This is a genomic window from Citrobacter sp. FDAARGOS_156, from assembly GCF_001559235.2.
Classification (GTDB): domain Bacteria; phylum Pseudomonadota; class Gammaproteobacteria; order Enterobacterales; family Enterobacteriaceae; genus Citrobacter; species Citrobacter youngae.
Genome location: NZ_CP014030.2, coordinates 2,851,875 through 2,877,270 on the forward strand (window position 1 = coordinate 2,851,875; position 25,396 = coordinate 2,877,270).

Annotated in this window: 17 protein-coding genes, 2 tRNA genes and 3 other RNA genes; 11 read left to right on the forward strand and 11 right to left on the reverse strand. The window is 50.5% G+C overall.

Annotated features, from left to right (window positions below; genetic code table 11):
• Nucleotides 1-100: 100 nt before the first annotated feature.
• Together oppA and ychE are read right to left on the reverse strand one after the other, a co-directional pair.
• Entirely contained in the window at nucleotides 101-1,732 is a 1,632-nt protein-coding gene (gene oppA / locus AL515_RS13945; protein ID WP_048211480.1) for an oligopeptide ABC transporter substrate-binding protein OppA, read from the reverse strand.
• 772 nt (nucleotides 1,733-2,504) lie between these two features.
• Nucleotides 2,505-3,152 carry an NAAT family transporter YchE gene (gene ychE, locus AL515_RS13960; protein ID WP_048211478.1) on the reverse strand — a complete coding sequence of 216 codons (648 nt, stop codon included), beginning with the start codon at nucleotides 3,150-3,152 and terminating at the stop codon, nucleotides 2,505-2,507.
• Between the two features lie 486 nt (nucleotides 3,153-3,638).
• On the opposite strand from ychE, the gene adhE reads away from it, so the two are divergent.
• Entirely contained in the window at nucleotides 3,639-6,317 is a 2,679-nt protein-coding gene (adhE, locus tag AL515_RS13965) for a bifunctional acetaldehyde-CoA/alcohol dehydrogenase (RefSeq protein WP_048211477.1), read from the forward strand.
• A 224-nt stretch (nucleotides 6,318-6,541) separates the two neighbouring features.
• On the opposite strand, the gene tdk is transcribed toward adhE, so the two are convergent.
• A complete protein-coding gene (gene tdk / locus AL515_RS13970; protein WP_005126397.1) occupies nucleotides 6,542-7,159 on the reverse strand; it encodes a thymidine kinase in 618 nt (205 codons plus the stop codon).
• Between the two features lie 645 nt (nucleotides 7,160-7,804).
• Between tdk and hns the strand changes: the two genes are divergently transcribed.
• Nucleotides 7,805-8,218: a histone-like nucleoid-structuring protein H-NS gene (hns, locus tag AL515_RS13975; RefSeq protein ID WP_003020723.1), complete on the forward strand. Its 414-nt coding sequence runs from the start codon at nucleotides 7,805-7,807 to the stop codon at nucleotides 8,216-8,218.
• Between the two features lie 137 nt (nucleotides 8,219-8,355).
• Here the strand turns inward: hns and galU are convergent, their stop codons facing one another.
• The 3 genes from galU to rssA form a co-directional block, all read right to left on the reverse strand.
• Nucleotides 8,356-9,264, reverse strand: coding sequence for a UTP--glucose-1-phosphate uridylyltransferase GalU (galU, locus tag AL515_RS13980; RefSeq protein ID WP_045443617.1), 909 nt, complete (start codon nucleotides 9,262-9,264; stop codon nucleotides 8,356-8,358).
• A gap of 203 nt (nucleotides 9,265-9,467) precedes the next feature.
• Entirely contained in the window at nucleotides 9,468-10,481 is a 1,014-nt protein-coding gene (rssB, locus tag AL515_RS13985) for a two-component system response regulator RssB (RefSeq protein WP_061068012.1), read from the reverse strand.
• 90 nt (nucleotides 10,482-10,571) lie between these two features.
• Nucleotides 10,572-11,480, reverse strand: a complete 909-nt coding sequence (rssA, locus tag AL515_RS13990) for a patatin-like phospholipase RssA (protein ID WP_048211475.1) — start codon at nucleotides 11,478-11,480, stop codon at nucleotides 10,572-10,574.
• Nucleotides 11,481-11,591: 111 nt separating this feature from the next.
• On the opposite strand from rssA, the gene AL515_RS13995 reads away from it, so the two are divergent.
• From AL515_RS13995 to AL515_RS14025, 7 genes are all read left to right on the forward strand, one after another.
• Nucleotides 11,592-12,047: a YchJ family protein gene (locus AL515_RS13995; RefSeq protein WP_061068013.1), complete on the forward strand. Its 456-nt coding sequence runs from the start codon at nucleotides 11,592-11,594 to the stop codon at nucleotides 12,045-12,047.
• Nucleotides 12,048-12,102: 55 nt separating this feature from the next.
• The gene (gene purU, locus AL515_RS14000; protein WP_048211473.1) at nucleotides 12,103-12,945 is read left to right on the forward strand and encodes a formyltetrahydrofolate deformylase; all 843 of its coding nucleotides are present in this window, start codon (nucleotides 12,103-12,105) and stop codon (nucleotides 12,943-12,945) included.
• Nucleotides 12,946-13,102: 157 nt separating this feature from the next.
• Nucleotides 13,103-13,187 (forward strand) — tRNA-Tyr (locus AL515_RS14005).
• A 43-nt stretch (nucleotides 13,188-13,230) separates the two neighbouring features.
• A non-coding RNA gene (locus tag AL515_RS14010) (RtT sRNA) lies at nucleotides 13,231-13,362 on the forward strand.
• A gap of 34 nt (nucleotides 13,363-13,396) precedes the next feature.
• A tRNA-Tyr gene (locus tag AL515_RS14015) sits at nucleotides 13,397-13,481 on the forward strand.
• Between the two features lie 43 nt (nucleotides 13,482-13,524).
• Nucleotides 13,525-13,655, forward strand: a non-coding RNA gene (locus AL515_RS14020) — RtT sRNA.
• A gap of 43 nt (nucleotides 13,656-13,698) precedes the next feature.
• Nucleotides 13,699-13,829, forward strand: a non-coding RNA gene (locus tag AL515_RS14025) — RtT sRNA.
• 210 nt (nucleotides 13,830-14,039) lie between these two features.
• Here the strand turns inward: AL515_RS14025 and narI are convergent.
• From narI to AL515_RS14055, 5 genes are all read right to left on the reverse strand, one after another.
• Nucleotides 14,040-14,717, reverse strand: a complete 678-nt coding sequence (gene narI / locus AL515_RS14030; RefSeq protein WP_045443634.1) for a respiratory nitrate reductase subunit gamma — start codon at nucleotides 14,715-14,717, stop codon at nucleotides 14,040-14,042.
• The gene (narJ, locus tag AL515_RS14035; RefSeq protein ID WP_048211471.1) at nucleotides 14,717-15,427 is read right to left on the reverse strand and encodes a nitrate reductase molybdenum cofactor assembly chaperone; all 711 of its coding nucleotides are present in this window, start codon (nucleotides 15,425-15,427) and stop codon (nucleotides 14,717-14,719) included. The genes narI and narJ overlap by 1 nt, the downstream gene beginning before the upstream one ends.
• The gene (gene narH / locus AL515_RS14040; protein ID WP_061068014.1) at nucleotides 15,424-16,962 is read right to left on the reverse strand and encodes a nitrate reductase subunit beta; all 1,539 of its coding nucleotides are present in this window, start codon (nucleotides 16,960-16,962) and stop codon (nucleotides 15,424-15,426) included. Before narH ends, narJ begins: the two co-directional genes overlap by 4 nt.
• Nucleotides 16,959-20,702, reverse strand: a complete 3,744-nt coding sequence (locus AL515_RS14045) for a nitrate reductase subunit alpha (RefSeq protein ID WP_061068015.1) — start codon at nucleotides 20,700-20,702, stop codon at nucleotides 16,959-16,961. The genes narH and AL515_RS14045 overlap by 4 nt, the downstream gene beginning before the upstream one ends.
• 515 nt (nucleotides 20,703-21,217) lie before the next feature.
• Entirely contained in the window at nucleotides 21,218-22,609 is a 1,392-nt protein-coding gene (locus tag AL515_RS14055) for a NarK family nitrate/nitrite MFS transporter (RefSeq protein WP_061068016.1), read from the reverse strand.
• A gap of 339 nt (nucleotides 22,610-22,948) precedes the next feature.
• Here AL515_RS14055 and narX point away from each other — a divergent pair, with 339 nt between their 5' ends.
• Both narX and narL read left to right on the forward strand, forming a co-directional pair.
• Nucleotides 22,949-24,745, forward strand: coding sequence for a nitrate/nitrite two-component system sensor histidine kinase NarX (gene narX / locus AL515_RS14065; RefSeq protein ID WP_061068017.1), 1,797 nt, complete (start codon nucleotides 22,949-22,951; stop codon nucleotides 24,743-24,745).
• Nucleotides 24,738-25,388, forward strand: coding sequence for a two-component system response regulator NarL (gene narL, locus AL515_RS14070; RefSeq protein ID WP_061068018.1), 651 nt, complete (start codon nucleotides 24,738-24,740; stop codon nucleotides 25,386-25,388). Before narX ends, narL begins: the two co-directional genes overlap by 8 nt.
• Nucleotides 25,389-25,396 lie beyond the last annotated feature (8 nt).

Here is a 25,396-nt window from a genome sequence, read left to right on the forward strand (position 1 = left end):
CGTGAATTATTTAGGGTATACCTCTCTTTGTCTAAAGAGGTATTTATAGTTCGAAGAAAAAGACACTGTAGGGCAACCTTAATCGCCCCACGTCTTGCCATTAATGCTTGATAATATACAAGTCTTTAACGTGGATATTATCCATCGGGTCTTTACCGGAGTATCCGCCTACCCAAGGTTTCACCAGACGGGCGTTGACGTAGTAGAACACCGGTACAATTGCAGAGTCTTTATCCAGCAGCTGTTCTGCTTGCGAATACAGTTCACTGCGCTGAGCATCATCAGTCGCTTTCAGGGTATCAGCAATCAACTTGTCAAATGCAGGGCTCTTATAGTGGACGGTGTTGTTGGAGCTATCGGACAGTACCATATTCAGGAAAGACGTCGGTTCGTTATAATCCGCACACCAGCCTGCGCGTGAAACATCATAGTTGCCCTGATGACGCGTATCGAGGAACGTCTTCCACTCCTGATTTTCCAGCTTCACATTCGCACCCAGATTTTTCTTCCAGATGGATGCCGCAGCGATAGCCAGCTTCTTGTGCAGATCGGAGGTGTTATACAGCAGATCAAAGGTCAACGGTTTTTCAGCGGTGAAGCCAGCTTCGGCCAGCAGTTTTTTCGCCTCTTCGTTACGTTTTTCCTGTGACCACTTGAACCACTCTGGCTCAACCAGTTTAGCGCCATCAGTATACGGCGGGGTAAAGCTATAGGCGGGCAGATCGCCCTGGTTTTTCACTTTGTTGACGATGATGTCACGATCCAGCGCCAGCTTCAGGGCGGTACGTACACGAACATCGTTGAACGGTGCTTTTTGGTTGTTAATTTCGTAATAGTAGGTGCACAGATAAGGATCAACGTGAACTTCGTTCGGGATCTCTTTTTTCAGTTTCTGGAATAACTCAATCGGCATGTTGTTATAGGTCATGTCGATTTCACCGCTGCGATAGCGGTTCACGTCAGTCACTTCAGAAGAAATTGGCAGGTATGTGACCTGGTTAATAATGGTTTTCGCGTTGTCCCAGTAGTGAGTATTACGCTCAAGTACAATACGCTCGTTGACAACCCAGTCTTTCAGTTTATAAGAGCCGTTAGAAACGATGTTAGCGGGCTGGGTCCATTTTTCACCGAATTTTTCCACCACGGCTTTAGGCACAGGGGAAAGAGAAGAGTGCACAAGGAGTTTGTAGAAATAAGGAACAGGTTCACTCAGAGTCACTTCAAAGGTATGGTCATCAATCGCTTTTACACCGAGATCGGTAACTGGCTTCTTACCAGCGATGATGTCATCAATATTGACAATATGTCCGTACTGTAAATAGCTGGCGTACGGTGAAGCAGTATTGGGGTTCGCCAGACGTTGCCAGCTATAGACGAAATCTTGTGCGGTAACAGGCGTTCCGTCAGACCATTTAGCGTCTTTACGCAGATGGAATGTCCAGACTTTAAAATCTTTATTTTCCCATTTATCAGCCACACCCGGCGATGGTTTGCCATCAACGTCACTGATTAATAAACCTTCAAATAAATCACGGCTAATGTTGGATTCCGGTACACCTTCGATTTTATGCGGATCGAGTGACTGAACTTCCGAACCATTATTACGCACCAGAGTCTGCTTCTCAGCCAACTGAACGCCTGCTGGTACCACTGCTGCTGTAGCAACATTTCCAGCGATTAGCGCAGTTAGGATCCCCGCAGCTACTAAACTTTTTTTAGTGATGTTAGTCATTGTGTTTGTACTCCCTCATTATTATGGCTGGTTTTATAACCAGACTGTTAATCCTGTCAGGATCCCTGTACGACACCGGAGATTTTCTGCCGTCAGGTGTTTTTTTGTTTACTGCTCGCTATCACCGACTTTATTTATTCTGGCGATTCGTTTGATCGCCTTGCGTCGATTATCTACGTGCCTCCCCTGCCGGAAGCACGCTATTACCCTGTTGAGAGAGATCAAATGAAAATTATTCTCATCAACGTGAAATCTTCTGCTAAATACCTGGCCGGAAAGTATCAAATGCGTTTCTTCACCGCCAATACATTTTACAGATTTGTTAACCAATTCTCTTTTATCGAAAAAAAAACGCACAACAAAAGCATTGATACGGCAATTTTTTAACGATAAAATCAATTAATTCAATGCGTTACGTGAGACACTCGACTCATCGCCCTGTCCGGCATCGAAGAGACGTCAAAATGCACATAAATTTAACAATTGGTTATTAATTAGCACATTCATCTAAATTAGGTGCTGAAATAACTAATAACATTTCGATAATCCTTCAGCAAGCCCAAGAGTATGATGTTAATAAAATAACAATGCTGCCCTGGTTCATCTGTTCTGCTGAAAAGATAATTGTGTTGAAAATCAATACATAAAAATGCAGTGGCTATCAGCATCTTTTATTACTGCTATGGCGCGTTTCAACTTTAGTGAGAAGTATTACTGATAATGGTGGGAAACGGAGCCTGGAAGCAGCTCCGTTTATATTGATTCGGTGGATTCAGGCAAGTAAGCCCGGGAAAATGGATTTGATCCCGGTCACAATGAACTCAATGCCCAACGCCATGAGTAACAACCCCATAATACGCGTAATGACGTTGATGCCCGTTTGGCCCAGCAGGCGAACTAACCACGGCGCCATACGAAACAATCCCCAACAGCACAGCGCAAACAGCGCAATCGCCACGAAAAAGCCGAACAGATTAATAGCACTATGGTAACGCGTGCCCCAGACGATCGTTGAGCTTATTGCCCCCGGCCCCGCCATTAACGGCAGCGCTAACGGGACAACGCCAATGCTCTCGCGTATCGCCGTCTCCGACTTTTCCTGCTTGTTTTGCTTATCTTCCCCAAGTTTTCCGCTGATCATCGACATCGCGATAGTCACGACCAGGATACCACCGGCAATCCTGAACGAATCAATTGAGATACCAAACAATTGCAGAATTCCATCCCCCAGAAACAGAGAGATCCACAGAATGATAGCAACCGACAGGTTTGCCGTAAGGTTGGTTTTATTGCGTGCGGCAGCGGTTTGGTAGCTGGTCATGCTGATAAAGACAGGGATGATCCCTACCGGGTTGACCAATGCAAATAACCCAATGAAAAATTTAAAATAAACAGGAAAATCGAATAGCGTATGGATCACGGTTAGCTCCGAAGCGTTAGCCGGATAAAATGAGTCATAAAATTGATGAAATCCGCGCTGAAGATACGCCTTTTGTCAGCATACTTCACCTGCTATCTGCGTATATCTACGTAAATACGCTACCATTACTCAGTGTTATTAATATGTATTAAATATGCTAATGTTAACCTCATTCATTACATCAATTTTTTAACACTTACCAAGAAACGCTAAAAGGGCCTGCTGAAAGGTGTCAGCTTTGCGGAAATTTGATCCAGATCACGCAATTACTACTCAGAAGTGAGTAATCTTGCTTACGCCACCTGGAGGTAACGCGTTAGAGTTAAATGACGCTAACGCATAAGCTCTTTTAGTAAATCAAAGTAAAGTGGACGTTAATTAACCGTTTTATTTTCAAAACGTTATACGATTTTTCGTCGGTCTGTCTATACTCTCGTATCGAGCAGATGATTTACTAAAAAAGTTTAACATTATCAGGAGAGCATTATGGCTGTTACTAATGTCGCTGAACTTAACGCACTTGTAGAGCGCGTAAAAAAAGCCCAGCGTGAATATGCCAGTTTCACTCAAGAACAGGTTGACAAAATCTTCCGCGCCGCCGCTCTGGCAGCCGCAGACGCTCGAATCCCTCTCGCGAAAATGGCCGTTGCCGAATCCGGCATGGGCATCGTCGAAGACAAAGTGATCAAAAACCACTTTGCTTCCGAATACATTTACAACGCTTATAAAGATGAAAAGACCTGTGGTGTTCTGTCTGAAGACGACACTTTCGGTACTATCACCATCGCTGAACCGATTGGTATCATCTGCGGTATCGTTCCGACCACTAACCCGACATCTACTGCTATCTTCAAATCGCTGATCAGCCTGAAGACGCGTAACGCCATCATCTTCTCTCCACATCCGCGTGCTAAAGATGCCACTAACAAAGCGGCTGACATCGTTCTGCAGGCTGCTATCGCTGCTGGCGCACCGAAAGACCTGATCGGCTGGATCGATCAACCTTCCGTTGAACTGTCTAATGCTCTGATGCATCACCCGGACATCAACCTGATCCTTGCGACCGGCGGCCCAGGCATGGTTAAAGCAGCATACAGCTCCGGTAAACCAGCAATCGGTGTAGGTGCAGGTAACACCCCGGTTGTTATTGACGAAACTGCGGATATTAAGCGCGCGGTTGCTTCTGTTCTGATGTCTAAAACCTTCGATAACGGCGTAATCTGTGCTTCTGAACAGTCCGTTGTTGTTGTTGACTCTGTATACGATGCAGTTCGTGAACGTTTCGCTAGCCACGGCGGCTACATGCTGCAGGGTAAAGAGCTGAAAGCCGTTCAGGACGTTATCCTGAAAAATGGCGCACTGAACGCCGCTATCGTTGGTCAGCCGGCATATAAAATTGCTGAACTGGCAGGCTTCTCGGTTCCGGAAACAACTAAGATCCTGATCGGTGAAGTGAAAGTTGTTGATGAAAGCGAGCCGTTTGCTCACGAAAAACTGTCCCCGACGCTGGCGATGTACCGTGCGAAAGATTTCGAAGATGCGGTAGACAAAGCAGAGAAACTGGTTGCGATGGGTGGTATCGGCCACACTTCTTGCCTGTACACTGACCAGGACAACCAACCAGAACGCGTTGCTTACTTCGGTCAGATGATGAAAACTGCGCGTATCCTGATTAACACCCCGGCTTCACAGGGTGGTATCGGCGACCTGTACAACTTTAAGCTCGCACCTTCCCTGACTCTGGGTTGTGGTTCCTGGGGTGGTAACTCCATCTCTGAAAACGTTGGTCCTAAGCACCTGATCAACAAGAAAACCGTTGCTAAGCGAGCTGAAAACATGTTGTGGCACAAACTTCCGAAATCTATCTACTTCCGTCGTGGCTCTCTGCCAATCGCGCTGGATGAAGTGATTACCGATGGTCACAAACGTGCTCTGATCGTGACCGACCGCTTCCTGTTTAACAACGGTTATGCAGACCAGATCACCTCCGTTCTGAAAGCAGCCGGCGTTGAAACCGAAGTGTTCTTTGAGGTTGAAGCTGACCCGACTCTTAGCGTTGTTCGTAAAGGTGCTGAGCTGGCTAACTCCTTCAAGCCTGACGTTATCATCGCACTGGGCGGTGGTTCCCCGATGGACGCCGCGAAAATCATGTGGGTGATGTACGAACATCCGGAAACCCATTTCGAAGAGCTGGCGCTGCGCTTTATGGACATCCGTAAACGTATCTATAAGTTCCCGAAAATGGGCGTGAAAGCGAAAATGATCGCCGTCACCACCACTTCCGGTACTGGTTCTGAAGTGACTCCGTTTGCGGTTGTTACCGACGATGCAACGGGTCAGAAATACCCGCTGGCTGACTACGCATTGACCCCAGACATGGCAATTGTCGATGCCAACCTGGTTATGGATATGCCGAAATCACTGTGTGCATTCGGTGGTCTGGATGCGGTGACTCACGCTCTGGAAGCTTACGTTTCCGTACTGGCATCTGAATTCTCTGACGGTCAGGCTCTGCAAGCGCTGAAACTGCTGAAAGAAAACCTGCCTGCGTCCTACCATGAAGGTTCTAAGAACCCGGTAGCGCGCGAGCGTGTTCACAGTGCCGCAACCATCGCCGGTATTGCGTTTGCTAACGCCTTCCTGGGTGTATGTCACTCAATGGCGCACAAGCTGGGTTCTCAGTTCCACATTCCTCACGGTCTGGCGAACGCCCTGCTGATCAGCAACGTCATTCGTTATAACGCGAACGACAACCCGACTAAACAGACTGCTTTCAGCCAGTATGATCGTCCGCAAGCTCGTCGTCGCTACGCCGAAATCGCAGACCATCTGGGTTTAAGCGCACCGGGCGACCGTACTGCGGCTAAAATCCAGAAACTGCTGGCATGGCTGGAAGAAATCAAAGCTGAACTGGGTATTCCTAAATCTATCCGTGAAGCTGGCGTTCAGGAAGCTGACTTCCTGGCACACGTCGACAAACTGTCTGAGGATGCGTTTGACGACCAGTGCACCGGTGCTAACCCGCGTTACCCGCTGATTTCTGAACTCAAACAGATCCTGCTGGATACGTACTACGGTCGTGAGTATAGTGAAGGTGAAACCGCTGCTAAAACTGAGCCAGCAGCAGCGCCTAAAGCTGAGAAAAAAGCGAAAAAATCCGCTTAATGCACTCACATAAGTTTTAGTATCTTCATAAACGGCCCTTTGGGGCCGTTTTTTTTTGCCATACTCAGCGAAAATCAGACTATGCAGACGCCAGCCACCGAGGTGAAAAGGCGTAAGGGAAATAGGTGTGAAAGTGGCACCAGAAGGCAATACGCAGGGTATCGCTTCTGGCTAAAACAGAGGCCTACCCTGCGATTTTAACTCAGCAGGAGAACAGAGGAGGGTTAATCGTGGCTGTGACGTTCCTGAATGGCCGTCAGAGAGCCTTCAGACTGTGCTTCCTTATAATGCTTGCGGCACACCGATACATAGCGTTCATTTCCGCCTATAACGACCTGCTCTCCTTCGTTATAAGGCCTTCCGGCCTGATCAAGGCGTAATACCATGCTGGCCTTACGGCCACAGAAACAAATAGTTTTTAATTCAACCAGCTTATCTGACCATGCAAGCAGGTATTCGCTACCACCGAAGAGCTCACCACGAAAATCAGTGCGTAAGCCATAACACAACACGGGAATATCCAGCTGATCAACAACCTCTGATAATTCATAAACCTGCTGTCGCGTCAGAAACTGAGACTCATCAACCAGCACGCAGTGAATTCGTTGCTGCGCATTCTCCGCACGAATCTCCTCGAACAATGATGAATTTTGGTTAAACAATTTTGCAGGTGACGACAGGCCTATACGTGAACTTACTTTTCCCGCGCCAAAACGGTCATCAATTTCCGCTGTATATACAACGGCACGCATCCCACGTTCCTGATAATTGTATGAAGATTGCAGCAATGCCGTCGACTTGCCTGCATTCATTGCAGAATAGTAAAAATAAAGCTGTGCCATTGTGTATCGGCCCTCACCGGGGAAAATAAATATGGGCAGGATTGTATCATATTTCACAAACATGTCGGTGCAGCGTGACATCCGGGATGTATAAAAGAACGTGCGAACATCGCCCTGTTTCGTCTAAATACCCCGCTGCGCGGAAGTGTCCTTGAGTACTTTCTCAAGTGTACGATAGAGTGAAAGTCCGCTGCCAAAGCACAAACAACCTGAAGTATGATGAGTATATACACACTCTTTCACAAATAGTGCTCCTGAAATTCATCAACGTCACTTATCATCACAGCGCAATAAAGAAACCCTGCCCTTATTGTTATTGCATCTAACGATAGCCACCTTGTAATAGGGGATTCCCGTAAGCAAAACTAATACAAAAGGTTGAAATCACTGCAAAGAGATACTATTTGTACACCATGAAATGTGACCTGAATCTTGAATTTTTACTCGCTGCTGCCATGAAGCCCGCATACCAATAAGCCTTTTTTATGCCCGACATCGTCGTAAAATTAAGACAGAACAATTAATACAGACACTAAATAAAGAGCAATTTTGAATTCCTTACATTCCTGGCTATTGCACAACTGAATTTATCGCTCTATTATTAGCTCAACAAACCACCCCCAATATAAGTTTGAGATTACTACAATGAGCGAAGCACTTAAAATTCTGAACAACATCCGTACTCTTCGTGCGCAGGCGAGAGAATGTACTCTGGAAACGCTTGAAGAAATGCTGGAAAAATTAGAAGTTGTAGTTAGCGAGCGTCGCGAAGAAGAAAGCGCTGCGGCTGCTGAAGTTGAAGAGCGTACTCGTAAACTGCAACAATATCGTGAAATGCTGATTGCTGATGGTATCGATCCGAACGAACTGCTGAATAGCATGGCAGCGGTTAAGTCCGGTACCAAAGCTAAACGCGCAGCGCGTCCGGCTAAATATAGCTACGTTGACGAAAACGGTGAAACTAAAACCTGGACTGGCCAGGGTCGTACACCGGCTGTGATCAAAAAAGCGATGGAAGAACAAGGTAAACAACTGGACGATTTCCTGATCAAGGAATAATTCAGAAATAGTTTGCTTAAAATCCCGCCACTGGCGGGATTTTTTTACCCGTACTTCGCACATCGCCCTACCCAAATTAGGTATAAAAAAACGGCGCTGGATTAGCAGCGCCGTTCTGTCCTTATAATACCGCGAGGTTACTTCTTAATACCCATCTCATCTTCAAGCCACGCTTTAAATTCAGCGCCAAGCGTATTATGGCGAATACCATATTCAACAAACGCCTGCATATAGCCCAGCTTATTACCACAGTCATGGCTTTTACCCTTCATGTGATAGGCTTCTACCGTTTCTTTTTCGATCAGCATATCGATAGCGTCAGTCAGCTGAATTTCATCACCTGCTCCCGGAGGTGTTTTTGCCAGCAGAGGCCAGATATCCGCACTGAGAACATAACGCCCCACAACGGCCAGATTAGATGGCGCAACGTCTGCTTTCGGTTTTTCTACCACGCCAACCATCGGTACGCTTTCACCAGGCGTTAATTCAACGCCCTTGCAATCAACAACGCCATAAGCCGTTACGTCTGCTACAGGCTCCACCATAATCTGACTGCTGCCTGTTTCATCAAAACGGTGGATCATTTCAGCAAGGTTGTCACGGGATAAATCAGATTCGTATTCGTCAAGAATAACGTCCGGCAGGATGACCGCAACGGGTTCATCGCCAACAACCGGATGGGCACACAATACCGCGTGCCCCAGACCTTTTGCCAACCCCTGACGCACCTGCATAATAGTGACATGCGGAGGGCAAATAGATTGCACTTCTTCCAGAAGCTGACGTTTTACGCGCTTTTCAAGCATCGCTTCAAGTTCAAAGCTGGTATCAAAGTGGTTTTCAATTGAATTTTTAGACGAGTGAGTCACGAGTACAATTTCAGTGATGCCCGCAGCAATACATTCGTTCACGACGTACTGAATTAATGGCTTATCAACCAACGGTAGCATCTCTTTCGGGATTGCCTTCGTAGCCGGTAACATCCTGGTTCCTAATCCCGCAACCGGGATAACGGCCTTTTTGACTTTTGAATTAAGGGCAGCCATTTAAAACTCTCCTGGACTGTTCATGTATTGAACATGTTCATCAATCTGTTTCGCATCCGAGTATATCAGTACCGCAGTAAGCTTCAGGTCTGAAAAGGACGCGCGTCGGTATAATTAAGATAAATACGTATAAATCTGGCGCTGATAGTAGCACTCGCCGCGTGAGTAGGTGAGCCAATTTTATTCCCCTACCTGTCAATTGTTCATTCCGCAGACAACATCAGGCGCAAACGACCGCCTGCCCCCCAGATTTGGCATTGCCAGGACTCACTACGCTGGCTCAGTTGATTAAGATACGCATTACCTAAGGTGCCCAGCGGAACACCATTACTGATTTGTACATTATGTGAACCTGTATTTAATGTCGCATTCAGCCCTGCTGATACCAAAATCAGGTTTTTTAATCCGCTGTGATAATAGCCCACCAGCAAAGGAAACTGTCCTGGTAAATTAGCCTGACGCAGTAAATGATTCACCTGCTTCAATAACGCACCCAACTCCGGCAATCGTTGATTTTGATGTGCCAACTGTTCCTGTAGCAAACCGTTAAATAGCGCACGCAGTAGTAATGCCGCCAGGACGCCATTATCCCCGGCCCTTGTCACATCCAGACAATAAAACGCGAGATCATGGTCTGAGAGCGGCGCAATATCCAGTACCAGCCCTGGCTGATCGGCGGCAACCAACTGGCGGTAGTTAACCCGACAATGCGAGATGACCTGCGACACTGGGGGCTGCAATTCTTGCAACAGTTTTGCAGCAGCTGCAGGATCGCCCACCATCGCATCCCAGTCGCGAAACAGCCGCTCTTCTTCTTCCACACGAGAATTAAACATATTGGGATAAAGACACGCAAAAACGGTTTCTCGCAGGCGGTTAAGGTCCTTCACGGGCTTTAAAAGAACATCATCCACACCGAGTCGTAATGCTTTGGCAATATCGGCCATATTTTCCGTTGCGGAGATCACCAGAATCGGCGTCTGATCGCCACGATTACGCAGATACTCAACCAGTTTAAGGCCGTTCATTCTCGGCATAGCGAGATCGCAAATCATCAGGTCGGGGGTGAAGCGCCCCAGTAACTCCAGCGCATCAAGCCCGTCTCCCGCTACTGCTGTTGTCGCTCCCAAAGAGGAAAACCATGAATCCAGAAGCGAGCGAAATACCGGCTCATCTTCAACGATAAGAATCTGTTTTCCGACCAATGGCTGCGTCATATTCTCCCCCCTGACTGGCTTTAGTAAATAGTGGCATGCTATTGCAACTCACGCCTGTCAGAATTTGCTTAAGTGTTGATGAAAAATGCGTTAAACGTTGGTTTTTACCAGGGGCAGAAGCTCATCCATTTTCTTCTCGACCGCTAACTGCCCGGCAGCAATTGCAGCACTGGCGCGATGGAAATCCAGCGTAGATATTTGCGGACAAAACGGCTGAATCAGAATATCAGGCGGATCTCCAGCCATACGGTTGCGCTTGAGACGGTTTTCCAGAACCTGAATCGAGGTCGTCATGATCTCCATCGCCGTAGGTGCCGTGACTGCACGCCGGGCCGTAATGTTGCTCAAACGTTCTTTCAGGCGGGCATGCCATGACAGCTCATCATCATCGTTCGATTCGGTTTCACTATTGACGTTGAAGGAGAGCAGATCCTGTTGCATCAGGTGCGCATCATGTTGCAGGTCGACTGCAATAACGATATCGGCCCCCAACGCACGCGTCAGGGAGACAGGTACAGGGTTCACCACCGCGCCATCAACCAGCCAATAACCATTATGCGCCACAGGTGACATCAGGCCAGGAATACTGCAGGAGGCACGGACGGCAAGATGCAAATCACCTTCGGTAAACCAGAGTTCACGGCCCGTACTTAGATTGGTTGCGACAGTAGCAAAACGACGTGAGCATTGTTCGATAGATTCTACCGGCATGACATTCCGATACTGATTGAATACCCGTTCGCCGCGCAATAATCCGCCCCTGCGCCACGAGAGATCCATCAGGCGTAAAACATCCCAGTAACTGAAGGAGCAAACCCACTGTTCAAGCGCGGGGAGTTTGTTACATGCGTAGGCGGCTCCGACCAGTGAGCCAATGGAACACCCTGCCACAATATCAATATCAATGCCCATGTGTTTCAGGGCTTTGATCACACCAATATGCGACCAGCCGCGTGCTGCGCCGGAACCTAGCGCCAGCCCAATTTTTATTTTTCTCATTATACCTACAGACTTCCCCTGGCTTGCAGACGTAGCAACATCGCCACGGCTCAGTTAACATAGTGCCACCCTGGCGTTTTTACGCCGTTTTTTTATTCCAGGGAGTACTTTGTGTCTCAGCTTTGTCCCTGTGGTAGCGCTGTCGAGTATAGCCTATGTTGCTACCGTTATGTGTCCGGTGCACAAGTAGCACCTACGCCGTCACATCTCATGCGTTCTCGTTACTGTGCTTTTGTGATGAAAGACGCAGATTACCTCATCAAAACCTGGCATCCAGATTGTCATGCCGCCGATTTCCGGGATGACATTATTGCAGGATTTACCCATACCGAATGGCTGGGACTGACCGTTTTTGAACAGCAGACGGCAGAAACCGACAATATCGGCTATGTCAGTTTTGTCGCACGGTTTTCTGAACAGGGAAAAACAGGCGCAATTATCGAACGCTCTCGTTTTTTAAAAGAAAACGGTCAGTGGTACTATATCGATGGTACACGCCCGCAAATTGGACGAAACGATACCTGCCCTTGTGGCTCCGGTAAAAAATTTAAAAAGTGCTGCGGCTAATCAACGCCCGACAGTATCAATTATGCAAACATTCTCAACAGGATCTCCGCTGCAAATGCATTCATTACAACGAAAAGTGCTGCGTACAATTTGCCCGGACCAAAAAGGTCTGATCGCGCGCATTACTAACATCTGTTACAAGCACGAACTGAACATCGTGCAGAATAATGAGTTCGTGGACCATCGTACCGGGCGTTTTTTCATGCGCACCGAGCTGGAAGGCATTTTTAACGATGTCACACTGCTGACCGATCTGGACAGCGCGCTACCAGAAGGTTCCATTCGCGAGCTTACGCCTGCGGGACGGCGCCGCATCGTTATTTTAGTCACCAAAGAAGCCCACTGTTTGGGCGATCTGTTAATGAAGGCCAATTACGGCGGACTGGATGTTGAAATTGCCGCGGTTATCGGCAACCACGACACGCTGCGTTCCCTGGTTGAGCGTTTTGATATTCCTTTTGAGCTGGTCAGCCACGAAGGATTAACGCGTGACGAACATGACCAGAAAATGGCCGATGCTATCGACGCACATCAGCCAGACTATGTCGTGCTGGCAAAATATATGCGTGTCCTGACGCCGACATTTGTTTCTCGCTTCCCAAATAAAATTATCAATATCCACCACTCATTCCTGCCAGCGTTTATTGGTGCTCGCCCGTACCATCAGGCCTATGACCGCGGTGTGAAGATCATCGGTGCGACGGCGCATTATGTGAATGATAACCTCGATGAAGGTCCGATCATCATGCAGGACGTGATTCATGTGGATCATACCTATACCGCAGAGGATATGATGCGTGCCGGTCGTGACGTTGAAAAAAACGTATTAAGCCGCGCGCTGTATCAGGTTCTCGCGCAGCGTGTCTTTGTTTACGGTAACCGAACGATTATTCTGTAATCGATTGATAATTTTATTGGTTACCTTTACATCTTTACGCGTAAAAATCAGGCAACCAGTTCTTTTTTATCAACGGAATGCTTTACAGGGGCGCATCATTTGATATGATGCGCCCCGCTTCCAAAGGAAGCAGGCCAGTAACATAGCATTACCCCGTGGTGGGGTTCCCGAGCGGCCAAAGGGAGCAGACTGTAAATCTGCCGTCATCGACTTCGAAGGTTCGAATCCTTCCCCCACCACCATTATTCACTACAGCGATGTAGTAACCCCAATAAGCTATGCTGAAGTTTGCACTTACTGGGAAGGGTGAGAATCTTCGATTAAGGTTCGACTCGAGCGAAAGCGAGAGAACGTTGCCAGCGGCAACGGCCCGAAGGGTGAGGAGCGAAGCAACGAATAATCCTTCCCCCACCACCATCCTCAAGCTTTACCTACAATTTGAATTACCCCTGGTGGGGTTCCCGAGCGGCCAAAGGGAGCAGACTGTAAATCTGCCGTCATCGACTTCGAAGGTTCGAATCCTTCCCCCACCACCATCATCTCCAGTAAGACTTCACTAAATCATATCTCAATGCCTTATATTCTACCCAGCCGGGAAGGATGAGAAGCTTCGACTAAGGTTCGATTCGAGCGTAGTGAGAAAGCGTTGCCGCAGGCAACGACCCGAAGGGCGAAGCGCACAGCGCTGAGTCATCCTTCCCCCACCACCATCTTCTCCTGTAAGACTTCACTAAATCATATCTCAATGCCTTATATTCTACCCAGCCGGGAAGGATGAGAAGCTTCGACTAAGGTTCGATTCGAGCGTAGCGAGAAAGCGTTGCCGCAGGCAACGACCCGAAGAGCGAAGCGCACAGCGCTGAGTCATCCTTCCCCCACCACCATCACTTCATATAGCACCAACACAAAGTCCATCTGCAATCCCCCATATTCTGCCCTCAATACGTGCCAGCAATTTGCCTGATGCGCTACGCTTATCAGGCCTACAGAGAACTGACGTCTGCATAGGCCGGATAAGGCGGTTACGCCGCCATCCGGCGTGCAGAATACAAAAAACCCCGCCGTAGCGGGGTTTGGTGCGTTGCAACGCGAAATTAATGACGGGCGCGCACAATCTGATATTTACGTGTCAGATACTCGACTGGCACGCTCCAGATATGTACCAGACGCGAGAACGGGAACAACAGGAACAGCGTCATACCTAATACCAGGTGCATGCGGAAAATGAATGCCACGCCATCCAGATACTGAGACGCCCCGCCGTGGAAGGTCACCACTGATTGTGCCCAGTTCACCAGCTTCATCATTTCGCTACCGTCCATATGCTGAGCCGAGAACGGAATGGTCAGCAGGCCCAGTGCACACTGGATAACCAGAACAGACAACACCAGAATGTCGGCTCCCGTGGTCGTTGCACGCACGCGTGGACTAAACAGACGACGTTTCAGCAGCAGCACGCCCCCCACCAGGCACATCACACCACTGGCACCACCGGCAAACATTGCCATCTTTTGCTTCACTTCAAGCGGTAACCACGCTTCGTACATCCAGTGTGGCGTCAGCATCCCCAGGAAATGACCCGCGAAGATGCCAAGGATCCCAATGTGAAACAGGTTTGACGCAAGGTTCATCCCTTTGCGATCCAGCATCTGGCTGGAAGCCGCACGCCAGGTATACTGACCGTAGTCGTAACGTAACCAGCTGCCAATCAGAAAGACAGAACCCGCAATATACGGATAGATGTCAAAGAAGAACGTATTCAGGAAGTGCATTAGTTCTGTCCTCCGGTGGTGATGTTCAGGTACTGCGGCGCAACGGCCCCTGCAAAACGACGCTGGTGAGCAGAAATTTCAGACTCACCACATCCCTGGTCGGCAAAGAATTTCACCTGCTCTTCTTCCCAAACAGCATCCAGTGCCTGCGGCGTGTCGTCACGAACTTCATCCGCAATTTTTTCGGCCACTTTGTCACCGTCGATAGCGGTATTCGCCAGTTTTAACAGCAGATCGAACAGCACCGCGTAACGGCTTTCGCGCTGTTGCAGACGCGCACTGAGCAGCGCCAGAATCGGGGCGATATCCTGCAAGCCACCTAACGCTTCGCTTTTTGGCAACTGTGCGAGGTACTCCAGATACAGCGGCAAGTGATCTGGCAATTCGCGGCTATCGAGTTGTAGCCCGTGCTGCTCATACTGCGCCATCAGGTCAACCATCGCCTGTCCACGATCGCGGGATTCACCGTGAACATGTTCAAACAGCAGTAGCGAAGTCGCACGACCACGGTCGAACAGTTCGCTATAGCTTGCCTGTGCATCCAGCATGTCCTGCGCAGTTAAATCGCGCAGGAAAACGCCCAGAGTCTGGGCATCCTCTTTGTCCAGGTTTTCAGATGACGCGAGTGCATCGAAAAGTTCCTGCTGATGCTGCCACAAGGCAGCATCCGGGTACTCGAGCAGACGCGAAACAATGACGAGTTCAATCATTGGTGCGGCTCCGTTTTGCTGGTCACATCGACAGCATCGATGCGGCGACTGTTGAACAGATTGAATTTAGTATCAGAACCGTGGCAACCATCACCAAAGGTGAAACCACAACCGCTCTTCTCCGGGAATGCTTCACGCGCCAGTTCGCGATGGCTGCTCGGGATCACAAAACGATCTTCATAGTTAGCAATCGCCAGGTAACGATACATCTCTTGTGCCTGAGCTTCGGTCAACCCGACTTCTTCCAGCGCGCGGGTATCAACTTTACCGTCTACGGTTTCTGCGCGTTTGTAGTGACGCATCGCCAGCATACGTTTCAACGCCCGCAGTACCGGCTGGGTATCACCCGCTGTCAGCAGGTTCGCCAGGTACTGAACCGGGATACGCAGGCTGTCCACGTCTGGCAGAATACCGTTGCTACCCAGTTCACCCGCGTCAGCAGCGGACTGAATCGGAGATAAAGGTGGCACATACCAGACCATCGGCAACGTGCGGTATTCCGGATGCAGCGGCAGCGCCAGCTTCCAGTCTATCGCCATTTTGTATACCGGAGACTGCTGGGCCGCGTCGATTACACTCAGCGGAATGCCATCTTTCAGTGCCTGTTCAATCACCGCTGGATCGTTTGGATCGAGGAATACGTCCAGCTGACTCTGATACAGATCTTTCTCGTTCTCGGTGCTTGCCGCGCTTTCAATCGCATCTGCGTCATACAGCAGCACGCCGAGATAACGAATACGACCTACGCAGGTTTCAGAGCAAACTGTCGGCTGACCGGCTTCGATACGCGGATAGCAGAAAATGCACTTCTCAGATTTCCCGCTCTTCCAGTTGAAGTAGATCTTCTTATACGGGCAACCGGTGATGCACATACGCCAGCCACGGCACTTGTCCTGGTCAATCAGCACGATGCCATCTTCTTCACGTTTGTAGATGGCGCCACTTGGGCAGGTCGCCACGCACGCCGGGTTCAGGCAGTGCTCGCACAGACGGGGCAGATACATCATGAAGGTGTTTTCGAACTGGCCGTACATCGCCTTCTGTATATTTTCGAAGTTCTGGTCTTTCGCCAGTTTCTCGAACTCGCCGCCCAGGTCATCTTCCCAGTTCGGACCTTTGGTGATTTTGTCCATACGCTGACCGGTAATCAGCGAGCGCGGACGGGCGATCGGCTGCGCCTTGCTATCAGCAGGTGCGTTGTGCAGCGTCTGGTAGTCGAAATCAAACGGCTCATAGTAATCATCAATGCCCGGCAGATGCGGGTTAGCAAAGATTTTACCCAGCAGCAGCGCTTTGTTACCCATGCGCGGCACCAGCTTGCCGTTGATTTTACGGATCCAACCGCCCTTCCATTTTTCCTGGTTTTCCCAGTCAGTCGGGAACCCCGTACCTGGCTTCGTTTCAACGTTATTGAACCAGGCATATTCGGCACCTTCACGGCTGGTCCAGACGTTTTTGCAGGTTACTGAACAGGTGTGGCAACCGATGCACTTATCGAGATTCAGCACCATGCCGACTTGTGAACGAATTTTCATTTTACGCTCTCCTGTACCTGGTCATTGCCTTCACCATCCAACCAGTCAATGTTCTTCATCTTACGTACCACAACGAACTCATCACGGTTCGACCCTACGGTGCCGTAGTAGTTAAAGCCGTAGGCCAGATGTGCATAGCCGCCGATCATGTGGGTCGGTTTCGGCGTAATACGCGTTACCGAGTTATGGATCCCGCCACGCTGCTGGGTAATTTCTGAACCTGGCAGGTTCACAATACGTTCCTGCGCGTGGTACATCATGGTCATCCCGGCCGGCACACGCTGGCTGACAACGGCACGGGCGGTTAAGGCACCGTTGCTGTTGAAAACTTCGATCCAGTCGTTATCTTCGATACCCAGTTCTTTCGCATCAACTTCACTCATCCACACGATCGGACCACCGCGTCCCAGCGTCAGCATCAGCAAGTTGTCGCTGTAGGTGGAGTGGATACCCCATTTCTGGTGCGGCGTCAGGAAGTTAAGTGCTTTTTCCGGGTTACCGTTAGACTTCTCGCCCATCACCTCTTTCACCGAACGGGTGTCGATTGGCGGACGATAAACCAGCAGGCTTTCACCGAAGTCGCGCATCCACTGATGATCCTGATACAACTGCTGGCGACCAGAAAGCGTGCGCCAAGGGATCAGCTCGTGAACGTTGGTATAACCGGCGTTATAAGACACATGTTCATCTTCCAGACCTGACCAGGTCGGGCTGGAGATAATTTTGCGCGGCTGCGCCTGAATATCACGGAAGCGAATCTTCTCATCTTCTTTGTTCAGCGCCAGATGCGTATGGTCACGTCCGGTAAATTCACTCAGCGCTTCCCAGGCTTTCACGGCAACCTGACCATTTGTTTCCGGTGCCAGGGTGAGGATCATCTCAGCGGCATCAATAGCCGTGTTTAGACAAGGCTGTCCTTTCGCCGGGCCTTCCGCCTTGGTGTAATTGAGCTTACGCAGCAAGTCCATTTCACTCTGGGTGTTCCAGGCAATCCCTTTACCACCGTTACCGATTTTTTCCATCAACGGACCGATAGAGGTGAAGCGCTCGTAAGTTGCCGGGTAATCACGCTCAACGGTCATGATGTGCGGTGCGGTAACGCCTGGAATCAGATCGCATTCGCCTTTTTTCCAGTCTTTCACGTCCAGCGGTTGCGCCAGTTCGGCGACGGAGTCGTGCTGGATTGGCAGCGTCACCACGTCGGTTTCTTTCCCGAGGTGGCCTACGCAGACTTCAGAGAATTTCTTCGCGATGCCTTTGTAGATTTCCCAGTCGCTTTTCGACTCCCAGGCTGGATCAACAGCGGCAGACAGCGGATGAATAAACGGATGCATATCCGAAGTATTCATATCGTCTTTCTCGTACCAGGTTGCGGTAGGCAGCACGATGTCGGAGTACAGACAGGTGCTCGACAGACGGAAGTCCAGCGTCACCACCAGATCCAGTTTGCCGTCCAGCCCGTTGTCCTGCCATTCCACTTCTTCTGGCTTCACGCCGCCCTGTTTACCCAGGTCCAGTCCCTGAATACCGTGCTCGGTACCCAGCAGGTACTTCAGCATGTATTCATGACCTTTACCGGAAGAACCGAGCAGGTTAGAACGCCAGATAAACAGGTTACGCGGATGGTTTTTACCGTTTTCTGGTTGTTCTGCCGCAAAGCGAATAGAACCCTCTTTCAGAGATTTAACGGTGTAATCGACGGGTGTCATCCCAGCTTTTTCCGCCTCACGCGCAATGTACAGCGGGTTAGTACCCAACTGCGGTGCGGACGGCAACCAGCCCATACGCTCGGCGCGCACGTTAAAGTCAATCAAATGGCCGCTGTAGCGGGATTTATCCGCCAGCGGAGACAGCAGTTCCTGCGCGGTGACCGTCTCATAGCGCCACTGGCTGGAGTGGTTATAGAAGTAGGAGGTGCTGTTCATGTGACGCGCCGGACGCTGCCAGTCGAGGGCAAACGCCAGGGGCTGCCAGCCTGTCTGCGGACGCAGTTTTTCCTGGCCCACATAGTGTGCCCAGCCGCCGCCGCTCTGACCAACGCAGCCGCAGAAAATCAGCATGTTGATAAGGCCACGATAGTTCATATCGAGGTGGTACCAGTGGTTCAGACCCGCACCGACGATAATCATCGAACGACCGTGCGTCTTATCGGCATTATCTGCAAATTCACGGGCGATGCGCACGATCTGAGCGCGCGATACGCCAGTGATTTTCTCTGCCCATGCCGGGGTATACGCTTTGATATCGTCGTAGCTGGAGGCGCAGTTTTCATCGTTCAGACCACGTTCCAGACCGTAGTTGGCCATGGTCAGATCGTAAACGGTAGTCACCAGCGCAGTAGAGCCATCTGCCAGTTGCAGGCGTTTTACCGGCAGTTTGTGCAGCAGAACATTTTCCAGTTCAACTTTGCTAAAGTGCTCGGTGCCTTCGCCGCCAAAATACGGGAAGCCGACTTCAGCGATGTCGTCCTGGCTGCCCAACAGGCTGAGCTGCAGCTCGGTTTCCTTACCGGACGTGCCGTCGCGCTGCTCAAGGTTCCATTTACCTTTTTCACCCCAGCGGAAACCAATTGAACCGTTTGGCGCAACCATTTCGCCGTCGGTATTGATGGCAACGGTTTTCCACTCTGGATTATTTTCCTGACCCAGGGAGTCAACCAGATCGGCGGCACGCAGCATACGCCCAGCGGCATAGTAACCGTCACGCTCTTCAAGCATGACCAACATTGGCATGTCGGTGTAACGGCGCACGTAATCGGTAAAGTACTGGCTTGGGTTGTCGAGATGGAACTCACGCAGCATAACGTGGCCCATCGCCAGCGCCATCGCCGCATCGGTCCCCTGCTTCGGTGCCAGCCACAGGTCGCAAAGCTTGGCGATTTCTGCGTAGTCCGGCGTAATCGCGACAGTTTTGGTACCTTTGTAGCGAACTTCTGTGAAGAAGTGCGCATCCGGGGTACGGGTCTGCGGTACGTTAGAACCCCAGGCGATGATGTAACTGGAGTTGTACCAGTCAGCAGATTCAGGTACGTCTGTCTGCTCACCCCAGGTCTGCGGAGACGCAGGCGGTAAGTCGCAATACCAGTCGTAGAAGCTCAGGCAAGTACCGCCGATCAGCGACAGGTAGCGCGCGCCAGAAGCATAAGAAACCATCGACATTGCCGGGATCGGTGAGAAACCAGCAACGCGGTCAGGACCATAGGTTTTCACGGTATAGACGTTAGATGCCGCAATCAGTTCGTTTACTTCCTGCCAGGAAGAACGGACAAACCCGCCACGACCACGCGCTTGTTTGAAGCTTTTTGCTTTATCGGCGTCTTCGATGATGGAGGCCCAGGCGTCAACGGGATCGCTGTGCAGTCTTTTCGCTTCACGCCACATCTTCATCAGACGTTTGCGCATCAGCGGATATTTGAGGCGGTTTGCGCTGTAGAGATACCAGGAATAGCTCGCGCCACGCGGGCAGCCGCGAGGTTCGTGGTTTGGCAGATCTGGACGAGTACGCGGGTAATCAGTTTGCTGGGTTTCCCAGGTTACCAGACCATTTTTCACGTAGATTTTCCAGCTGCATGAGCCGGTGCAGTTTACGCCGTGGGTTGAACGCACGACTTTGTCATGCTGCCAACGCTGGCGGTATCCATCCTCCCAGTCCCTGTTGGTGTTGAGAAGCTGGCCGTGCCCATCGGCAAAGGTTTCGCCCTTCTGTTTGAAGTAGCGAAACCGGTCCAGGAATTTACTCATCGGTTTTCTCCTGTAGGAGCCTGACGGCTCTCTGATAAATCGACATTGCTTGATTGGGAGTGAAGGTAACGCTCTGAAAGGGCGTGATAATTGATAACGATCAAGGCAGACAGGGATGAAAAATGAGGGTTGGTTTTTACATACCCCCAAAGTGGGATATTAATATTTAGCGTAATGAATTGAATTTAAAGGATTTTAAATAATTCACTTATCATGCAAATGTTAAATTCTTTATAAGTGGGTATTAAGGGGTATCCCCCCTGCTTAGCATATTGCGTACGCCGTTCTCACAGGCTGTTGTCATGCCACAATACAAAAGTATGTTGTAACTAATCACAGGCAAAAAAAAGCGCGGTATAACGCCGCGCAATGGATAATCAACCTACACTTCATCCTTCAAACTGCTTCTGCGTTGGCTGCGCTCGTTCTCCCCAGGAGCTTACTTCAGTAAGCTCCTGGGGATTTCGCACTTGCCGCCTTGATGCAGTTAGAATGATTTTGTGTATACCTCTTTTTTACTTTTTAGAATGACGTCCGTATACCACCCAGGTGATGACCACGCAGGCGACATAGAAGATCAGAAATACTTTCATCGCACCGACCGGAGAACCGGTTAATGCCAGGGACGTACCAAATGCTTTCGGGATAAAGAAGCCGCCGATCGCACCAATAGCAGAGATAAAGCCCAACGCTGCCGCAGTGTCGGTTGCCGCCTCGCGCATCGCTTTCTCTTCTGAACCGCCTTCAGCTTTCACTCTGTCCATCGTCAGCTTACGGAAGATGACAGAGATCATCTGGAAGGTTGAACCACTCCCCAGCCCGGCCGTCAGGAACAGCGCCAGGAACACGGCGAAGAAGGCAATGAAGTTGCCGCCGACACCGTTTGATGGCAGCGTCAGGAACAATAAGGCACTGAAAATAGCCATCAGCACGAAGTTCACCAGCGTGACGCGGGTCCCGCCCAGACGGTCAGAGATTGCGCCGCCCGCAGAACGCGCCAAAGCGCCAATGAACGGCCCAAAGAAGGCATAATGCAGGATCTGCACTTCCGGGAACTGCGTTTTTGACAGCATCGCGAAACCTGCGGAGAAGCCGATGAAAGAGCCGAAGGTTGCCAGATACAGCAGGCTCATAATCCACAAATGCCCGCGTTTCAGTACCGGCAATTGCTCTTTTAACGACGCTTTTGAGGTTGCCAGTTCGTTCATACCGAACCATGCGGCCAGCGTGAAAATAGCGAGGAACGGCACCCAAATCCATGCGGCGTTTGCCAGATACAACTGCGTGCCATCCGGTTGTTCAACACCATGGCTGCCAAAAGCGGCGAAGATGGACAGTGAGACCACCAGCGGCGCAACCAACTGCATCACGCTGACGCCCATGTTGCCCAGGCCGCCGTTCAACCCCAGCGCGCCGCCCTGTTTCTGTTTTGGAAAGAAGAAGCTGATATTTGCCATGCTGGAAGCAAAGTTCGCACCGGCAAAACCGCACAGCAGGGAGATAATAATAAAGGTACTGAACGGCGTGGTGGTATCCTGCACAGCAAAGCCTAACCACACGCAGGGGATTATCAGGATACCTGTGCTGAACGCTGTCCAGCGTCGTCCACCAAACAGGGGAACCATAAAGGAGTACGGTACGCGCAGCAGCGCGCCGGAAACTGAAGGCAATGCCGTCAGCATAAACAGCTGCTCAGTGGTGAAATTGAATCCCACTTTCGGTAAGTTCACCGCCACTGCGCTAAATAACATCCATACGCAAAACGCCAGCAGCAGACAAGGGACTGAAATCCACAGGTTACGGCTGGCAACTCGTTGACCACGCTGTTCCCAGAAGGCGGGATCTTCCGGCCGCCATTCCGTGATTACAGCTCCAGATGCCCTTTCCGGGGCAGATGAGTGACTCATAGACACCTCTGATACTTGTTTCGATGCCTGCAACATTAGGGTTTACAGCCGGGGGTAAGTTGATATAAATCAAAGGAAAAGGTGTCATTATTAACGCCTAAAATTTATCATTACCCTAAATGAGTACATAACTTCGGTAAAAAAGATGTGGTTTTTCACGCTTCTGTCGCACCCTACTCCCCGACGTCCAGGATCTCTCCCCCTGTCGGCAATTAAGGGGTAGCCCGTTTGAGGTATGGGTATACTCCAGTGTATCGCTGAGAATAGCGGCACTGCCTGCAGCAGAATCGTCATTCAATAAGGTTTTCTGCTCACTGAGAACCCGAAGGAAGAAGTCACATGTTTAAACGTTGTCTTTCCCCGCTTACGCTGGTTAACCAGGTGGCGCTGATTGTTTTGCTGTCTACCGCGCTTGGCGTGGCGGGTATGGCTGTCTCCGGCTGGCTGGTTCAAGGCATTCAGGGTAGCGCTCACGCGATCAATAAAGCCGGCTCGCTACGCATGCAGAGCTACCGTTTGCTGGCTGCCGTACCGCTGGACGCCAGCGATCAACCGCTGCTGGATGAAATGGAACAAACGGCGTTTAGCCCTGAACTGACTCGTGCCGCGCAGCGCGACGGCCAGCAGACCCAGTTAAAGGCATTACAGGATTACTGGCACACCGAACTGGCACCTGGGCTTAAACATGCACAAACGGGGGATGCGGTCGCCGACGACGTTTCACGCTTTGTGACCGGACTGGATAAGTTGGTTACCGCCTTTGACCATACCACGGAGTTGCGTATTGAACGCGTTGTTATGCTGCATCGCCTGATGGCAGTATTTATGGCTCTGCTGCTGGTCTTTACGATTATCTGGCTGCGCGTACGTCTGCTGCAGCCGTGGAAACAACTGCTGGCGATGGCCCGCGCCGTCAGCCAGCGTGATTTTACGCAACGTGCGCATATCAGCGGACGTAATGAGATGGCGGCACTGGGTTCGGCGCTGAACAATATGTCCGAAGAACTGGCCGAAAGTTATGCCGTACTGGAACAGCGGGTGCAGGAAAAAACCGCGGGTCTGGAACATAAAAACCAGATCCTCTCTTTCCTGTGGCAAGCCAACCGCCGTCTGCACTCACAGATACCGTTGTGTGAGCGGCTTTCACCGGTACTCAACGGGTTGCAAAATTTAACGCTGCTGCACGATATTGAGTTGCGGGTTTATGACCTGGAAGATGAAGATAATCATCAGGAATTTACCTGCCAGTCGAGTGCCAGTTGCGATGAAAAAGGTTGTCATCTGTGTCCACGAGGCACACTGCCCGCCATTGATGGTGGTACTACGCTGAAATGGCGGCTGACCGATGCGCATACCCAGTACGGTATTCTGCTCGCCACCTTGCCGTACGGGCGTCATCTCAGTCACGATCAGCAGCAACTGGTCGATACTCTGGTTGAACAACTCACCGCAACACTGGCGCTGGACAGACACCAGGAACGTCAGCAGCAGTTGATCGTGATGGAAGAGCGTGCCACCATTGCTCGCGAACTCCATGATTCTATTGCACAATCGCTCTCCTGTATGAAGATGCAGGTCAGTTGTTTGCAGATGCAGGGCGACGCGCTCCCGGAAAACAGTCGTGAGTTGCTAAGTCAGATTCGTAACGAGCTGAACGCCTCCTGGGCACAGCTACGTGAATTGTTGACGACCTTCCGTTTGCAGTTGACTGAGCCTGGGTTGCGGCCCGCGCTGGAAGCCAGCTGCCAGGAATACAGCGCTCGCTTTGGTTTTACGGTGAAGCTGGATTATCAGTTGCCGCCGCGCCTGGTCCCTTCACATCAGGCAATCCACCTGCTGCAGATTGCCCGTGAGGCCCTGAGTAATGCGCTTAAACACTCTCAGGCCAATGAAGTCATCGTGACGGTGGTGCAAAATGGCAAACAGGTCAAACTGACAGTGCAAGATAACGGCTGCGGCGTACCAGAAAACGCCGAACGCAGTAACCACTACGGCATGATTATAATGCGCGACCGTGCGCAGAGCTTGCGCGGCGATTGCCGCGTACGCCGTCGCGAGACGGGCGGTACTGAAGTTGCTGTCACTTTTATTCCCGAAACAAACTTCACAGAAGTCCAAGGAGATACCCATGAGTAATCTGGAACCGGCAACCATCCTGTTGATCGACGATCATCCGATGCTGCGCACCGGTGTAAAACAGCTTGTCAGCATGGCGTCCGATATCACCGTGGTCGGCGAAGCCAGTAATGGCGAGCAGGGTATCGAGCTGGCTGAATCACTTGATCCCGATCTGATCCTTCTTGATCTCAACATGCCGGGAATGAACGGTCTGGAAACGCTTGATAAGCTACGAGAGAAATCTCTGTCCGGACGCATCGTCGTTTTCAGTGTTTCCAACCATGAAGAAGACGTCGTGACTGCCCTGAAACGCGGTGCTGACGGCTATCTGTTGAAAGACATGGAGCCAGAAGATCTACTGAAGGCGTTGCAACAGGCTGCCGCCGGTGAAATGGTACTGAGCGAAGCCTTAACCCCGGTTCTGGCCGCCAGCCTGCGCGCTAACCGTGCGACCTCCGATCGTGATGTAACTCAGTTGACGCCACGTGAACGCGATATTCTTAAGCTCATCGCCCAGGGTCTGCCTAACAAGATGATTGCTCGCCGCCTCGATATCACCGAAAGCACGGTAAAAGTGCATGTAAAGCATATGCTGAAGAAAATGAAGCTTAAATCACGCGTTGAAGCCGCGGTATGGGTGCACCAGGAACGCATCTTCTGATAACGCGA

Excerpts from the sequence above, each read along its gene's own strand:
- narL (WP_061068018.1), top strand. The coding sequence starts at position 24,738 with ATGAGTAATCTGGAACCGGCAACCATCCTGTTGATCGACGATCATCCG.
- narI (WP_045443634.1), bottom strand. The coding sequence starts at position 14,717 with ATGCACTTCCTGAATACGTTCTTCTTTGACATCTATCCGTATATTGCG.
- narX (WP_061068017.1), top strand. The coding sequence starts at position 22,949 with ATGTTTAAACGTTGTCTTTCCCCGCTTACGCTGGTTAACCAGGTGGCG.
- adhE (WP_048211477.1), top strand. The coding sequence starts at position 3,639 with ATGGCTGTTACTAATGTCGCTGAACTTAACGCACTTGTAGAGCGCGTA.
- purU (WP_048211473.1), top strand. The coding sequence starts at position 12,103 with ATGCATTCATTACAACGAAAAGTGCTGCGTACAATTTGCCCGGACCAA.
- AL515_RS14045 (WP_061068015.1), bottom strand. The coding sequence starts at position 20,702 with ATGAGTAAATTCCTGGACCGGTTTCGCTACTTCAAACAGAAGGGCGAA.
- narH (WP_061068014.1), bottom strand. The coding sequence starts at position 16,962 with ATGAAAATTCGTTCACAAGTCGGCATGGTGCTGAATCTCGATAAGTGC.
- tdk (WP_005126397.1), bottom strand. The coding sequence starts at position 7,159 with ATGGCACAGCTTTATTTTTACTATTCTGCAATGAATGCAGGCAAGTCG.
- rssB (WP_061068012.1), bottom strand. The coding sequence starts at position 10,481 with ATGACGCAGCCATTGGTCGGAAAACAGATTCTTATCGTTGAAGATGAG.
- rssA (WP_048211475.1), bottom strand. The coding sequence starts at position 11,480 with ATGAGAAAAATAAAAATTGGGCTGGCGCTAGGTTCCGGCGCAGCACGC.
- hns (WP_003020723.1), top strand. The coding sequence starts at position 7,805 with ATGAGCGAAGCACTTAAAATTCTGAACAACATCCGTACTCTTCGTGCG.
- narJ (WP_048211471.1), bottom strand. The coding sequence starts at position 15,427 with ATGATTGAACTCGTCATTGTTTCGCGTCTGCTCGAGTACCCGGATGCT.
- galU (WP_045443617.1), bottom strand. The coding sequence starts at position 9,264 with ATGGCTGCCCTTAATTCAAAAGTCAAAAAGGCCGTTATCCCGGTTGCG.
- AL515_RS14055 (WP_061068016.1), bottom strand. The coding sequence starts at position 22,609 with ATGAGTCACTCATCTGCCCCGGAAAGGGCATCTGGAGCTGTAATCACG.
- oppA (WP_048211480.1), bottom strand. The coding sequence starts at position 1,732 with ATGACTAACATCACTAAAAAAAGTTTAGTAGCTGCGGGGATCCTAACT.